Raw genomic sequence first — 14,534 nt, forward strand, 5'->3', positions numbered from 1 at the left:
CCAACGCAGGGGAACCCCGTGTCTGTCAATGCAAAGAACTGGCAGGAACTGAAGAAGCCCAACGCGCTCGAAAAGAAGGGCGGCGATGGCAAGCGCAAGGCGACGTTCGTCGCCGAGCCGCTCGAGCGTGGCTTCGGCCTGACGCTCGGCAATGCGCTGCGTCGCGTGCTCCTGTCGTCGCTCCAGGGCGCGGCGGTCACCTCCATCAAGATCGAGAACGTGCTGCACGAGTTCTCGAGCCTCGCGGGTGTCCGTGAGGACGTGACCGACATCGTGCTGAACGTGAAGCAGATCGCGATCCGCATGCAGGGCGAAGGCCCGAAGCGGCTCCAGCTTTCCGCCACCGGTCCGGCCGAGGTTAAGGCAGGCGACATCGCGGTGTCGGGCGACATCGAGGTCATGAACAAGGACCTGGTGATCTGCCATCTCGACGAAGGCGCCACGCTCAACATGGAGCTGACCGCCGACATCGGGAAGGGCTATGTGCCCGCGAACGCCAACCGTCCGGCTGATGCGCCGATCGGTCTGATCCCGGTCGATGCGCTCTACTCGCCGGTGCGCCAGGTGTCGTACAAGGTCGATCCGACCCGCGTCGGGCAGGACCTTGACTATGACAAGCTGACGCTGACCATCGAGACCGATGGTACGGTGACGCCGGAAGACGCGGTGGCCTATGCCGGCCGCATCCTTCAGGACCAGCTTGCGCTGTTCGTCCACTTCGACGACTCGTCGGTGACGCGCGTCGCGCCGGTCGGCCAAGCCGCCGTGCCGGTCACCGGTGCCGAGCCGCAGAGCGACACGCAGCAGATCAACCGCTACCTTCTCAAGAAGGTGGACGAGCTGGAGCTGTCGGTCCGTTCGGCGAACTGCCTGAAGAACGACAACATCATCTATATCGGCGATCTGGTCGGCAAGACCGAGGCCGAGATGCTGCGCACCCCGAACTTCGGCCGCAAGTCCCTGAACGAGATCAAGGAAGTGCTGTCGTCCATGGGCCTGCGCCTTGGCATGGAAATCCCCGGCTGGCCGCCCGAGAACATCGAGGAAATGGCCAAGAAGCTGGAACAGGAGATCATGGGCTAAGCCGCACGCGGGCAGCGATGCTGTCCGCGAGACGGCGAAAGCCCGGCCGGCGGGCCGGCGACAAGCCGGCCCGTTCGACGCCACGACGCGGCTTCGCCGCGACGCGGTCCGAATGGCCAGTGATTTCCCCTCTCCATCACCGATGGCGAGGATCGACACAGGCAAAGGGTGGCCGCCTGAAGCGCCACCAGGTCTGGGGTTTTCCGTAAGACGGCCCCTTAACGAACGAAGGAATTGAACATGCGTCATCGCGTTGGCGGTCGTAAGCTGCAGCGTACCTCGGCCCATCGTACGGCCCTTTTCCGCAACATGTCGGCCGCGCTCATCAAGCATGAGCAGATCACCACCACGCTCGCCAAGGCGAAGGAGCTTCGCCCCTATGTCGAGAAGCTGGTGACGCTCGGCAAGAAGGGTGGCCTGTCGAACCGCCGTCTGGCGCATGCGCGTCTGCTGGACGACGCGCAGCTCGTGAAGCTGTTCGACGTGCTGGCGACCCGCTATGCCGATCGTGCCGGCGGTTATACCCGCATCATCAAGGCCGGTATCCGTGCATCGGACGCCGCCCCGATGGCGATCATCGAGTTCGTCGACCGCGACGTCTCGGCCAAGGGCCAGGACTCGGGCCCGGTGCAGAGCGAAGAGGATTTCGACGAGGCCGCCTGAGCCCGTCGAGACATCGTCTGACCGATCGAACGGCCGCTCCCTAACCGGAGCGGCCGTTTTCGTTTCGCAGGCGGTTCATCGCGTGGAAAGCACGATTGGACCACCCTCCCGTCATCAAGCCTGACGGGAGACGGGTGATGCGCAAGGTCGTGCTGGGGGTGGCTTTGTTGGCGTGGAGCGGGGCCGGTATCGGCGCGATGCAGGAGACGGTTCCGCCGCCTGCGGAAGCCGGGCATGTCCGGGCCGGCCCGCATCTTCCGCCCGCCGATCGTCGTGCCCTGAAGGAACGCCGGCGCGAGGAGAAGCAGCAGGCAAGGACCGGAGGGTTCGTGCTGGGTGCCCTTCTGACCGCAACGGTGCTCGCCTTGACGGCCAAGAAGCGGGGGAACGATGTCACCGAAGACCTTCTGCGGCAGAATGGCGACGGTGCGGCGATGATCCCCGTCGCGGCCACCCCGCCGATGCGAGTGGAGACGGATGCCGACGCCGCGGTGCAGGCATGTGCCGGCGCAGTGGAGGGTGAAGGACGCCGCGTTTCACCCCTGGCGCAAGTGGGACAGATCGCCGCGGTGGACCCGCAGGGTGAAGGCTATGTGATTCGCGGGGAGGTGCTGCTCCGCGCCAGCTACCGCGATGCAGGCGACCAGCGCGGGTTCCGCTGCGAGGTCGATTCGCAGGCCGTGCGCACCGTCGTGATCAATGATCCGCGACGGCCACCGGCACGGTAGCATTTCGCGGCCGACGCCGCTATCGGACCGCCATGGAGCACCCCGACAGCATCCTCATCGTCGATTTCGGCAGCCAGGTCACCCAGCTTATCGCGCGCCGCGTGCGCGAGGCAGGGGTCTATTCCGAGATCGTGCCCTTCCAATCCGCCGCCGAGGCATTTGCCCGGATCAATCCCGCAGGTGTGATCCTGTCGGGCGGCCCGGCCTCGGTGCCCGACGAGGGCAGCCCGCGCATTCCGCAGGCGATCCTCGACAGCGGCCTGCCGATGCTTGGCATCTGCTACGGCCAGCAGGCGCTGACCGAGCAACTGGGCGGCAAGGTGGAGAAGGGCGACAGCGGCGAGTTCGGTGAAGCCTATGTCACCATCGACGAGCCTTGTGCGCTGTTCGACGGCCTGTGGGAACAGGGCGAGCGCCATCAGGTATGGATGAGCCATGGCGACAAGGTGACCGCGCTGGCGCCCGGCTTCCGCGTGGTGGCGACCAGCCCCGGCGCGCCGTTCGCGATCATTGCCGACGATGCGCGGCGCATCTATGCGATGCAGTTCCATCCTGAGGTGGTCCATACCCCCGATGGCGGCAAGCTGATCGCCAACTTCGCGCGTCATGTCGTCGGCCTGTCGGGCGACTGGACGATGGCCGAGTTTCGCGACGCCAAGATCGCCGACATCCGCGCACAGGTAGGCAAGGGGCGGGTGATTTGCGGCCTGTCCGGTGGTGTCGATTCGGCGGTGGCGGCGGTGCTGATCCACGAGGCGATCGGCGATCAACTGACCTGTGTGTTCGTGGATCATGGCCTGATGCGCTCGGGCGAGGCGGAGGAGGTCGTCAGCCTGTTCCGCGGGCATTACAACATCCCGCTCGTCCATGTGGATGCCGAGGAGCTGTTCATGACCGGCCTGGCCGGGGTGACCGATCCTGAGGCCAAGCGCAAGTTCATCGGCAAGACCTTCATCGACGTGTTCGAGGCCGAGGCCAAGAAGATCGGTGGCGCCGAGTTCCTGGCGCAAGGCACACTGTACCCCGATGTCATCGAAAGCGTCAGCTTCACCGGTGGCCCGTCGGTGACGATCAAGAGCCACCACAATGTCGGCGGCCTGCCGGCGCGCATGAACATGAAGCTGGTCGAACCCTTGCGCGAGTTGTTCAAGGACGAGGTTCGCGTCCTCGGCCGGGAACTGGGTTTGCCGGAGGCCTTTGTGGGCCGGCATCCCTTCCCCGGACCCGGTCTGGCGATCCGCATCCCGGGCGAGGTCAGCAAGGATCGCTGCGACATCCTGCGCAAGGCGGACGCGATCTATCTGGAAGAGATTCGCCGCGCCGGCCTGTATGATGCGATCTGGCAGGCGTTCGCGGTGCTGCTGCCGGTGCGTACCGTGGGCGTGATGGGCGACAGCCGTACCTATGACCACGTTCTGGCGTTGCGTGCGGTGACCTCGGTGGATGGCATGACGGCACAGGCTTTCGATTTTCCCGGCGACTTCCTGCCGCGGATCGCGACGCGCATCATCAACGAGGTGCGCGGCATCAACCGGGTGACCTACGACTATACGTCGAAGCCGCCGGGCACGATCGAGTGGGAGTGATCGTCTGATCAGCGGCGGCTTCGGGCCGCCGTTTTTCATTTGGGGAAATGGCGCGCCCGGAGGGATTCGAACCCCCGACCGAGGAGGTAGAAGCTCCTTGCTCTATCCAACTGAGCTACGGACGCGCGGACGTGGGTGCGTCTAGCGCGGATTGATGCCGGAGGGAATGGCGATAAAGTCCCTGCCCATGGATATGGACGCTTCTTCAGCGGTGAAGGTCACGGCCCGCGACCTGGGGCACCGCGATTTCCGCTGGTTCGATTATGTGATGGCGGCGTTCGTCACCATCCTGTTGCTGTCGAACGTGATCGGGGCGGGCAAGGTCGCGACCATCACCCTGTCGCTGCTGGGGCCGTGGCCGTTCGGGGCGGGCATCCTGTTCTTTCCGCTCAGCTACATCATCGGCGACGTACTGACCGAAGTGTACGGTTATGCGCGGGCGCGACGCGTGATCTGGGCGGGGACGGGTGCGGTGCTGTTCATGGCGCTGATGAGCTGGATCGTCGTGGCGCTGCCCCCGGCACCGAGCTGGACGAACCAGGCTGCTTACGAAACCGTGTTCGGGCAGGTGCCGCGCATCGTGCTGGCCAGCGTCTGCGCCTTCTGGGCGGGTGAGTTCGTCAACGCCTATGTCATGGCACGCATGAAGCTGTGGTCGAGCGGGCGGCATCTGTGGATGCGGACGATCGGATCGACGGTGGTCGGGCAGGGGGTGGACAGCCTGATTTTCTATCCGCTGGCGTTCTGGGGGGCGGAGGGCTGGACGACCGGGCTGGTGGTGACGGTACTGTATACGCAGTGGGTATTGAAGGTGAGTTGGGAGGTGCTGCTGACCCCGCTCACCTATCTGGTGGTCGGTTGGCTGAAGCGTGCCGAGGGCGTCGACGTGTTCGACGCGGGCACGGACTTTACGCCGTTCCGTGCCCGCGTCTGAGCGACCCGCCTACCGAACCCGTTCGGCAACCAGCGTATCGACCACCGCCGGGTCGGCGAGCGTCGAGGTGTCGCCGAGATTGCCGACGTCGTTTTCCGCGATTTTGCGCAGGATGCGGCGCATGATCTTGCCCGAGCGGGTCTTAGGCAGGCCGGGGGCGAACTGTAGCGCGTCGGGGCTGGCGATCGGGCCGATCTCCTGCCGCACCCATTGGCGCAGTTCGGTGCGCAATTCCTCCGAAGGCTCCTCGCCCGCGTTGAGCGTCACATAGGCGTAGATGCCCTGACCCTTCACGTCGTGCGGCATGCCCACGACTGCGGCTTCCGCAACCTTGGCGTGGGCGACGAGCGCCGATTCGACCTCGGCAGTGCCCATGCGGTGGCCGGAGACGTTGATCACGTCATCCACCCGGCCGGTGATCCAGTAATAGCCGTCGGCGTCGCGGCGGCAGCCGTCGCCGGTGAAGTATTTGCCGGGATAGGTGGAGAAATAGGTCTGGAAGAAGCGGTCATGGTCGTTCCAGACGGTGCGCATCTGGCCGGGCCAGCTATCGGTGATGACCAGATTGCCCTCGGTGGCACCCTCCAACACCTTGCCCTCGGTATCGACCAGCTGCGGTTGCACGCCGGGCAGCGGCTTGGTCGCAGAGCCGGGCTTCAGGTCGGTGGCATAGGGCAGGGGGGCGATGAGCATGCCGCCGGTCTCCGTCTGCCACCAGGTATCGACCACCGGGCAGCGGCCATCGCCGACCACGCGGTAATACCAGTCCCACGCCTCCGGATTGATCGGCTCGCCCACCGTGCCGAGCAAGCGCAACGACTGCCTGCTGTATCTCGTCACCCAGTCCTTGCCCTCGCGCATCAGTGCGCGGATCGCGGTAGGAGCGGTGTAGAGGATGTTGACACCGAGCCGGTCGATCGTTTCCCACAGCCGGCCATGGTCGGGGTAATTCGGCACGCCGTCGAACATCACCGTCGTCGCGCCGTTGGCGAGCGGGCCATAGACGACATAGCTGTGCCCGGTGACCCAGCCGATATCGGCGGTACACCAATAGACCTCGCCATCGCGATAGTCGAAGACATCGCGAAAGGTCTTGGTCACCCAGACGAGATAACCACCGGTGGTGTGGAGCACGCCCTTGGGCTTGCCCGTGGAGCCGGAGGTGTAGAGGATGAACAGTGGATCCTCGGCGTTCATCGGCTCGGGCGCGCAATCGTCCGACACGCCCTCCAGCGCATCGTGCAACCAGATGTCGCGACCCTCGGTAAAGGCCACGTCGCCGCCGGTGCGGCGGATGACGAGAATGTGGTCGACCGAGGGGCACTGCGCCAAAGCCTTGTCGACATTGGCCTTGAGCGGAATACGCTTGCCGCCGCGGCAGCCTTCGTCGGCGGTGATGACGATGCGCGAATCGCAATCCTGGATACGGTTCGCTAGGCTGTCTGGTGAAAACCCTCCGAAGACGATCGAATGGATCGCACCGATCCGGGTGCAGGCGAGCATCGCCGCCGCAGCCTCCGCCATCATGGGCAGGTAGAGCGTAACGCGGTCGCCCTTCTTGACGCCCAGGTCTTTCAGCACATTGGCGAAGCGGCAGACATCGCGGTGCAATTCGCGGTAGGTGATCGACCGGGTTTCGCCGGGTTCGTCGCCTTCCCAGATGATCGCGACCTGATCGCCGCGGGTGGCGAGATGACGGTCGATGCAGTTGACCGAGACGTTCAGTTCGCCATCGGCGAACCAGCGGATACGGAAATCGGCCTCGTCGAACGAGGTGTCCTGAACCTGCTGGAAGGGCGTGATCCAGTCGATCGCCTGTGCTTCTTCGCGCCAGTAGGCGTCGCTGTCCTCGACCGAGGCGTGATATTGGCGTTCATAGTCTGCCCGGTCGATGCTGCCCTCGACGCCGGCTGGTGCGGCATGGATGGTTTCGGTCATGGCCTCTCCTTGTTGTTCTATCCCTCGGGCGAGGTGGCTTTCCGGTCAAGCGGGTGTGCGGGCGACCATCGTGGCACTTCCTCTATCGACCGTGCCGGCCGACGCTGTCATCCTTACGCACCGAGGATCGCGCCGTTCCAATAGGGCCGCCCGGAGACAGGAAGAGGATGCACATGGCGACCACCTATGGCGCGGAACGAGAGGGCACTTCGCAGAACGAGAAGCTGGTGATCGGCGCATCGTCGCTTGGCACCGTGTTCGAATGGTACGATTTCTATCTCTACGGACTGCTGGCGACGCACATCTCCAGGCAGTTCTTCTCCGGCGTGAACGAGACGACGGGGTTCATCCTGGCGCTGGGGGCGTTCGCGGCCGGGTTCGCGGTGCGGCCGTTCGGGGCGCTGGTGTTCGGGCGGATCGGCGATCTGGTCGGCCGCAAGAACACGTTTCTGGTGACGATGGGGATCATGGGGCTGTCCACCTTCGCGGTGGGGTTGCTGCCTTCCTATGCGACGATCGGGATCGCGGCGCCGATCATCCTGGTTGGCCTGAGACTGTTGCAGGGACTGGCGCTGGGCGGCGAATATGGCGGGGCGGCAACCTATGTCGCCGAGCATGCGCCGGATGGCAGGCGCGGGCTCTATACCAGCTTCATCCAGACGACGGCGACGTTGGGCTTGTTCGCCGCGCTGCTGGTGGTGATCGGGTTCCGCACCATGCTGGGCGAAGACGCGTTCGGCAGCTTTGGCTGGCGCCTGCCGTTCCTGGTCTCGATCATCCTGCTGGGCGTGTCGATGTGGATCCGGCTGCAACTGTCGGAAAGCCCCGTCTTTCTGAAGATGAAGGAGGAGGGCACGACGTCGAAAGCGCCGCTGACCGAGGCGTTCGGGCGGTGGGGCAATCTGAAGGTCGTGCTGATCGCGCTGTTCGGGGCGGCGATGGGGCAGGCGGTGGTGTGGTACACCGGGCAATTCTACGCGCTGTTCTTCCTGGAAAAGATGCTGAAGGTGGATGGCGGCACCGCCAATGTGTTGATGGCGGTGGCACTGGCGCTGGGCACGCCCTTCTTCGTGATCTTCGGCTGGCTGTCGGATCGGATCGGGCGCAAGCCGATCATCATGGCGGGCTGCGCGCTGGCGGCGCTGACCTATTTCCCGCTGTTCGGCGCGCTGACGCAGGCGGCCAATCCGGCCCTGGCGCGAGCGCAGGCGGCGGCGCCGGTCAGCGTGGTGGCGCATGATGGGGACTGCTCGTTCCAGTTCGATCCGGTGGGGCGGAACAGCTTCGATGCGCGGAGTTGCGACATCGCCAAATCGTATCTGGCGAAGAACGGGATCAGCTATGCCAATGTCGAGGCACCGGCAGGCGCTGTGGCGGAGGTGCGGGTCGGCGGGCGGCGGTTGGTGGCGCCCGATCCGGCGCGGGTGACGGGGGAGGCGCGGAAGGCCGCGGTGGCCGACTATCAGGGTGCGTTGAAGGGGGCTTTGGCGGAGGCTGGTTATCCGGCCAAGGCAGAGGGCATGAACACGGTCGCGGTTGTCGCGATCCTGTGGTTCATGGTGCTGCTGGTGACCATGGTCTACGGGCCGATTGCGGCGCTGCTGGTCGAGCTGTTTCCGACGCGGATCCGGTACACGTCGATGTCGCTGCCCTATCATATCGGCAACGGGTGGTTCGGCGGGTTCCTGCCGACGACCGCGTTCGCGATGGTCGCGGCGACCGGGGAAATCTATTACGGGCTCTGGTATCCGGTGGTGCTGGCGAGCGTGACGCTGGTGCTGGGGCTGCTGTTCCTGCCCGAGACGTTTCGGCGGGATATTGCCGAATAGCAATAACTTAGGGGGGCGCTGCTGGCGGCCCCTCACCCCAGCCCTCTCCCCGGAGGGGAGAGGGAGTCAGAGGTTAGGCGCCTACCGTTTCCAGCACCGCTTCGAACAGGCGGCGGCCGTCGGTGCCGCCATGGGCGGATTCGATACGGCGTTCGGGGTGGGGCATCATGCCCAGCACATTGCCCTGCGCGTTGAGCAGGCCGGCGATGTTGCGCGCGGAGCCGTTGACCGGCTCGGCGTAGCGGAAGGCGACCTGGCCTTCACCTTCCAGCCGGTCGAGCGTGTCGGTGTCAGCGAAGTAATTGCCGTCATGATGCGCGACGGGAACGGTGAGCGTCTCGCCGGCAGCGTAGAGGCGGGTGAAGGCGCTGTCGGCGTTCGCCACCTCCAGCTTCACGTCGCGGCAGACGAAGTTGAGCGACCCGTTGCGCATCAGCGCGCCGGGCAGCAGCCCCGCCTCGGTCAGTACCTGGAAGCCGTTGCAGACGCCGAAGACCTTCAGCCCCTTGTCCGCCTGTTCCACGACCGAGCGCATGATCGGCGAGCGCGCGGCGATCGCCCCGGAGCGGAGATAGTCGCCATAGGAGAAGCCGCCGGGGACGGCGACGAAATCGAGGCCGTCCGGCAATTCGCTGTCGCCGTGCCACACCATGGCGGGCTTCACGCCGGTCACCTGTTCCAGCGCCACCGCCACGTCGCGGTCGCAGTTCGAGCCGGGGAAGACGATGACCGCGGTCTTCATCAGGCGCGCTCCACCCGGTAATTCTCGATCACCGTGTTGGCGAGCAGCTTGCGGCACATCTCGTCCACCTGCGCATCGCTGGTGTCGTCGGCGACCTGCATTTCGATCAGCTTGCCGGCGCGCACGTCCTCGACGCCGCCGAAGCCCAGACCTTCAAGGGCGTGGTGGATCGCCTTGCCCTGCGGGTCGAGCACGCCGGGCTTCAGGGTCACGAAAATACGCAGCTTCATCACTTACCCCGGCTCTTGCGGTGTTCTTCCAGGTCGAGGACCGAATTGTCGCCGCCATCGGGCAGCAGGCCAAGACGACGTGCAACCTCCTGATACGCTTCAACTTCTCCGCCCAGGTCGCGGCGGAACCGGTCCTTGTCCAGCTTTTCGCCCGAGGTCATGTCCCACAGGCGGCAGCCGTCCGGGCTGATCTCGTCCGCCAGGATGATGCGGCCGAAATCATTGTCCCAGATGCGGCCGAATTCGAGCTTGAAGTCGACCAGGCGGATGCCGACGCCGGCGAACAGGCCGCACAGGAAGTCGTTCACGCGGATCGCCAGGTCGGCGATGTCGTGCATTTCCTCCTGGCTGGCCCAGCCAAAGGCGGCGATATGCTCGTCGGAGATCATCGGATCGCCGAGTGCATCGTCCTTGTAATAATATTCGATGATCGTGCGGGGCAGCTTGGTGCCCTCCTCGATCCCGAGCCGCTTGGAGAGCGAGCCGGCGGCGACGTTGCGCACCACGACCTCGATCGGCACGATCTCCACCTGGCGGATCAACTGCTCGCGCATGTTGAGGCGGCGGATGAAGTGGGTGGGCACACCGATATGATCGAGCAGCGTGAAGACATGCTCGGAAATACGGTTGTTCAGGACGCCCTTGCCGTTGATCGTCCCCTTCTTCTGCGCGTTGAAGGCGGTGGCGTCGTCCTTGAAATACTGGATCAGCGTGCCGGGCTCGGGACCCTCGTACAGGATCTTGGCCTTGCCCTCGTAGATCTGGCGGCGGCGAGCCATGTGGCGGTCCCCTGAAAATGAGCGGCCCCGGCGCGCGTGGGTGCGAGGCCGGGGCGGAATGCGCGCGCCTATAAAGGAAGGGGGCGGGACGCGCAATCGGCTGACGGCGGCTGGATGGCCGAAGGTGATTCGCGTGGGTTCGACGGCGCGTTCTGCGGGGTGGACGCTGGAAGTGGACACTACACCCCCACGTCCGTGTCCACTTACCTTTTTTGCAATCGTCGCTGGTGCCGGGTCGAGCGGTCGGGGCGGCGGGATGCGCATGGCTTTTCCATAGCAGGAGGCCAATGTGTAGGACAGCGCCGACCGCTCTAGCGATCGGCGTCGCGACGCCCCAGATCAGCGAGCGTGATGACGCAGGGCGAGCGATGGACGGCGCGGGTGCGCGCGGGCGTGCCGACGGTGCTGGTCGTGGGGCTGCTCGGCGCGGCGCTGGTTCATGGGCTGGACGTGCGGATTGCTGCCCCTGCAGAGGACGAGGGGCTGTCCGTGTTCAGCGTGGCGCCGCCGCCCCCGCCGCCGGTGCGCGTGGTGCCCGAGCGGATTCCGTCGCAGCGGGCGGCAGGGCGCGCCTCGCCGCGGAACCTGCGTTCAAAGGCGACCGAGGTGGCGGCGCCGGTGCCGATCATCGTCCTGCCGGTTATACCCCCGATCGTCACGGCGCCGGTCCCGCGGGCGGGCAACGATCCCACTGCGGGTGCCTCCGACCGGCCGGGGCCGGGGACCGGCGCGGGAGGGCTTGGCGACGGCGACGGCGCAGGGGGCGATGGTGACGGTGATGGCGACGGATATGCGCTGGAAACGCCCCCACGGCGGATTGCCGGGCGCATCCGCGATTCGGATTATCCGGAGGCCGCGGCCGATGCCGGGGCGGGCGGGACAGTGTCGGTGCGCTATTATGTGGAGACCAATGGCCGCGCCACGCATTGCTCGGTCACCCGGTCGAGCGGCAATGCCGAACTGGACGACGTGACCTGTCGATTGATCGAGAAGCGCTTCCGCTACGATCCGTCGCGCGATGCCGATGGCCGGCCGGTACGCTCGATCATCGTGGTCGATCATGACTGGCAGTTCGAGCGGGAGCCGGCTCAGCCGTCCGACAGGCGGTAAAGGGCGGGGCGGGCGAAGCGCCGCCACAACCACCAGAGCAGCAGGACGAGCAGCGCAGGTGGCCCGGCAAGCCCCAGCAGGCCGAGTGCGACGGTGATCGTCAGGATCACCGAGTCCCACGCCAACCCGGCAGCGCTGGTGAACGGGGCGCTGGTATCGAAGGTGCCGATGCCGGCACCGGATTCATAGGTGAAGGTCATCGGCGTGGCGGCAAGGCTGTCGCGCCGGGCGGCGACTGCGGCATCCGCGGCGGCGCGGCTGCGCTGCAATTCGGCTTGACGCATCTGAAGATCGATACGGTCGTCCGCTTCTGCGTCTCTGCGGGCGAGATCGGTTTCCACCTGCTTCATCGCTGCGGCGTCGGAACGGCGCTGCGCGGTGAGCGCGGCGATATCGCTGCCCGCATCGGTGCCGGTGATCTCCGCATCGACCAGCGCGCCGCCCGCGGAGCGGACCTGCCCGTCCGCGGACTTGCCGAAGCGGCGGGCGATATCGGGGGCGAGCCGGAAGGACAGCATCCCCTCGATCCGTTTTTCGCCCAGGACGCGATATTGCATGCCGGTGATGCGGCAGCGTGTGACACCCAGACGCTCACAGGCCTGGGCATGCGCTTCCTGCGCAGCGGCGACCTGATCGAACGGCAGGCGAAAGGCATAACGATAGGCGAAAGCGACACCCAGGGCTGCGCTCAGCGCGACATTGGGCGGCTGTTGTGGGGCGGAGGCGGTTTCCTCGGGCGCCTTGCTGCATCCCGCAAGCATCGCCGCCAGGATCATCGAGCCCGCCACCTGCCTCAGCATCACCGTCTCTCCCACCGCGATGCAATCACCATCATCTCGATGGGATTTGCGGTCAAGAGGTTCTTGCAAGAGACGAGACGAAAGACCTTTCTTGGGCGAGATCGGATGTACTCTTTATGTTCCTTACGATTGCGTCTGGCGCGCGTTTCCTGCTAGGCTCCCGGTCGAACCATGGCGACCGACCTTTCCGATAATCCTCCGATCGGCATCCTCGATGCCCCCTTCGACAGTGCGCTGTCCGAGCGCTATCTCGTCTATGCGCTGTCCACGATCACGGCACGGTCGCTGCCGGATGTGCGCGATGGACTGAAGCCGGTGCATCGGCGGCTGCTCTGGGCGATGCGGCTGCTGAAGCTGGACCCGGCATCGGGGTACAAGAAGTGCGCGCGCGTCGTGGGCGACGTGATCGGCAAATATCACCCGCATGGCGACCAGTCGGTTTATGACGCGATGGTGCGCTTGGCGCAGGATTTCGCACTGCGTTACCCGCTGGTCGACGGGCAGGGCAATTTCGGCAATATCGACGGCGATAACGCCGCGGCCTATCGGTACACCGAGGCGCGGCTGACCCTCGTCGCGACCGACCTGATGGACGGGCTGGACGAGGACGCGGTCGCCTATCGCCCGACCTATAATGGCGAGGAGCAGGAGCCCGAACTGTTTCCGGGGCTGTTCCCCAACCTGCTGGCGAACGGCGCGAGCGGCATCGCGGTGGGCATGGCGACGAGCATCCCGCCGCACAACGCCGCCGAGTTGCTCGATGCGGCGATCCTGCTGATCGACGATCCGGCGGCGGATGACGATGCGGTGCTGGCGCTGGTGAAGGGGCCGGATTTCCCGACAGGCGGGCTGGTGGTCGATCCGCAGGCGGTGCTGCGCGAAAGCTACACCACGGGGCGCGGCGGGTTCCGGGTGCGGGCGCGCTGGGAGATCGAGCGCGAGAAGGGCGGCGGCTGGCAGATCGTGGTCAGCGAGATTCCGTACGGCGTGGCCAAGGGCAAGTTGATCGAACAGATCGCCGGCCTGATCAACGACAAGAAGCTGCCGATCCTGGCGGATATTCGCGACGAATCGGACGAGGCGGTGCGCATCGTGCTGGAGCCGCGGGCGCGCACCGTCGATCCGCAGGTGCTGATGGACGGGCTGTTCCGCTTTTCCGATCTGGAGACGCGGATCAGCCTCAACCTGAACGTGCTGGACAAGGATCGCACGCCGCGGGTGATGTCTCTGCGTGAGGCGCTGGCGGCATGGGTCGAGCATCAGTTCGTGGTGCTGCGGCGCCGATCCGAGCACCGGTTGAGCAAGATCGCCGACCGGATCGAGCTGCTCGACGGCTATCTGGTCGCCTATCTGAACCTGGACCGGGTGATCGAGATCATCCGTACCGAGGATGAGCCCAAGGCGGTGATGATCGCCGAGTTCAGCCTGACCGACCGGCAGGCCGAGGCGATCCTGAACATGCGGCTGCGATCCCTGCGCCGGCTGGAAGAGTTCGAGATCCGCGGCGAGCGCGACAAGCTGGACAAGGAACGCGAGTCGCTGACGACGCTGCTGGGGTCCGAATCGCGGCAGCGGACGCGGATGAAGCGCGATCTGGGCAAGGTGCGCGATCGCTACGGCCTGGAGACGGCGCTGGGCAAGCGGCGGACGGGGATCGAGGAAGCCGCGCCGACGCGTGACATTCCACTGGAGGCGATGATCGAGCGCGAGCCGATCACCGTGATCCTGTCGCAGCGCGGCTGGGTGCGCGCGATGAAGGGGCATGTCGATCTCGCCTCGGCCGATACCGCCAAGTTCAAGGAAGGCGACGGCCCCGCCTTCGCCTTTCACGCGCAGACGACGGACAAGCTGTTGCTGGCGGCAGAGAATGGCCGCTTCTTCACGCTGCCGGCCGACAAGCTGCCGGGGGGGCGCGGCTTTGGCGAGCCGGTGCGGGCGATGATCGATCTGGACGGATCGGTGGGGATCGTGGGCTTCCTGCCGGCGGCGCGCGCGGCGAGGCTGCTGGTGGCAGCGTCCGACGGGCGCGGTTTCGTGGTGCAGACCGGGGACGTGATCGCGGAGACGCGCAAGGGCAAGACGGTGGTAACGACGCGCGCGCCGCCGGCAGGA

The 14,534-nt window shown here is 65.8% G+C and carries 13 protein-coding genes and 1 tRNA gene; 8 read left to right on the top strand and 6 right to left on the bottom strand.

All coding sequences use genetic code 11. The features are described 5' to 3' along the window. Positions 1-18: 18 nt before the first annotated feature. From Q0U08_RS02815 to guaA, 4 genes are all read left to right on the top strand, one after another. The gene (locus tag Q0U08_RS02815) at positions 19-1,083 is read left to right on the top strand and encodes a DNA-directed RNA polymerase subunit alpha (RefSeq protein ID WP_298089605.1); all 1,065 of its coding nucleotides are present in this window, start codon (positions 19-21) and stop codon (positions 1,081-1,083) included. Positions 1,084-1,323: 240 nt separating this feature from the next. Then, the gene (rplQ, locus tag Q0U08_RS02820) at positions 1,324-1,746 is read left to right on the top strand and encodes a 50S ribosomal protein L17 (RefSeq protein WP_298089606.1); all 423 of its coding nucleotides are present in this window, start codon (positions 1,324-1,326) and stop codon (positions 1,744-1,746) included. Positions 1,747-1,883: 137 nt separating this feature from the next. Then, the gene (locus Q0U08_RS02825) at positions 1,884-2,474 is read left to right on the top strand and encodes a hypothetical protein (protein ID WP_298089607.1); all 591 of its coding nucleotides are present in this window, start codon (positions 1,884-1,886) and stop codon (positions 2,472-2,474) included. Positions 2,475-2,506: 32 nt separating this feature from the next. Continuing rightward, entirely contained in the window at positions 2,507-4,060 is a 1,554-nt protein-coding gene (gene guaA / locus Q0U08_RS02830; protein WP_298089609.1) for a glutamine-hydrolyzing GMP synthase, read from the top strand. A 48-nt stretch (positions 4,061-4,108) separates the two neighbouring features. Here the strand turns inward: guaA and Q0U08_RS02835 are convergent. Beyond that, a tRNA-Arg gene (locus Q0U08_RS02835) sits at positions 4,109-4,185 on the bottom strand. A 68-nt stretch (positions 4,186-4,253) separates the two neighbouring features. Between Q0U08_RS02835 and Q0U08_RS02840 the strand changes: the two genes are divergently transcribed. Beyond that, a complete protein-coding gene (locus Q0U08_RS02840) occupies positions 4,254-4,994 on the top strand; it encodes a queuosine precursor transporter (protein WP_298089619.1) in 741 nt (246 codons plus the stop codon). 9 nt (positions 4,995-5,003) lie between these two features. Here Q0U08_RS02840 and acs read toward each other — a convergent pair whose 3' ends face one another. Further along, positions 5,004-6,932, bottom strand: a complete 1,929-nt coding sequence (acs, locus tag Q0U08_RS02845) for an acetate--CoA ligase (RefSeq protein WP_298089610.1) — start codon at positions 6,930-6,932, stop codon at positions 5,004-5,006. A 173-nt stretch (positions 6,933-7,105) separates the two neighbouring features. On the opposite strand from acs, the gene Q0U08_RS02850 reads away from it, so the two are divergent. Continuing rightward, the gene (locus Q0U08_RS02850; protein WP_298089611.1) at positions 7,106-8,761 is read left to right on the top strand and encodes an MFS transporter; all 1,656 of its coding nucleotides are present in this window, start codon (positions 7,106-7,108) and stop codon (positions 8,759-8,761) included. A 73-nt stretch (positions 8,762-8,834) separates the two neighbouring features. Here the strand turns inward: Q0U08_RS02850 and purQ are convergent, their stop codons facing one another. Genes purQ through purC form a run of 3 tightly spaced genes read right to left on the bottom strand, consistent with a single transcriptional unit; the run spans position 8,835 to position 10,512 of the window. Continuing rightward, a complete protein-coding gene (purQ, locus tag Q0U08_RS02855; protein WP_298089613.1) occupies positions 8,835-9,503 on the bottom strand; it encodes a phosphoribosylformylglycinamidine synthase subunit PurQ in 669 nt (222 codons plus the stop codon). Then, positions 9,503-9,733, bottom strand: a complete 231-nt coding sequence (purS, locus tag Q0U08_RS02860; protein WP_112381125.1) for a phosphoribosylformylglycinamidine synthase subunit PurS — start codon at positions 9,731-9,733, stop codon at positions 9,503-9,505. Before purS ends, purQ begins: the two co-directional genes overlap by 1 nt. Beyond that, positions 9,733-10,512 (bottom strand): phosphoribosylaminoimidazolesuccinocarboxamide synthase, encoded by a 780-nt coding sequence (purC, locus tag Q0U08_RS02865; protein ID WP_112381124.1) that lies wholly within the window; start codon positions 10,510-10,512, stop codon positions 9,733-9,735. The genes purS and purC overlap by 1 nt, the downstream gene beginning before the upstream one ends. A gap of 351 nt (positions 10,513-10,863) precedes the next feature. On the opposite strand from purC, the gene Q0U08_RS02870 reads away from it, so the two are divergent. Then, positions 10,864-11,622 carry an energy transducer TonB gene (locus tag Q0U08_RS02870; RefSeq protein WP_298089614.1) on the top strand — a complete coding sequence of 253 codons (759 nt, stop codon included), beginning with the start codon at positions 10,864-10,866 and terminating at the stop codon, positions 11,620-11,622. Here the strand turns inward: Q0U08_RS02870 and Q0U08_RS02875 are convergent. Then, entirely contained in the window at positions 11,601-12,425 is an 825-nt protein-coding gene (locus tag Q0U08_RS02875; protein ID WP_298089615.1) for a hypothetical protein, read from the bottom strand. The two genes, Q0U08_RS02870 and Q0U08_RS02875, sit on opposite strands and share 22 nt — an antisense overlap. A 168-nt stretch (positions 12,426-12,593) precedes the next feature. Here Q0U08_RS02875 and parC point away from each other — a divergent pair. Beyond that, a partial coding sequence (gene parC / locus Q0U08_RS02880) for a DNA topoisomerase IV subunit A (protein ID WP_298089617.1) occupies positions 12,594-14,534 on the top strand: 1,941 nt, incomplete at its 3' end.

The sequence above is a fragment of the uncultured Sphingomonas sp. genome (genome assembly GCF_946477935.1).
GTDB lineage: Bacteria > Pseudomonadota > Alphaproteobacteria > Sphingomonadales > Sphingomonadaceae > Sphingomonas.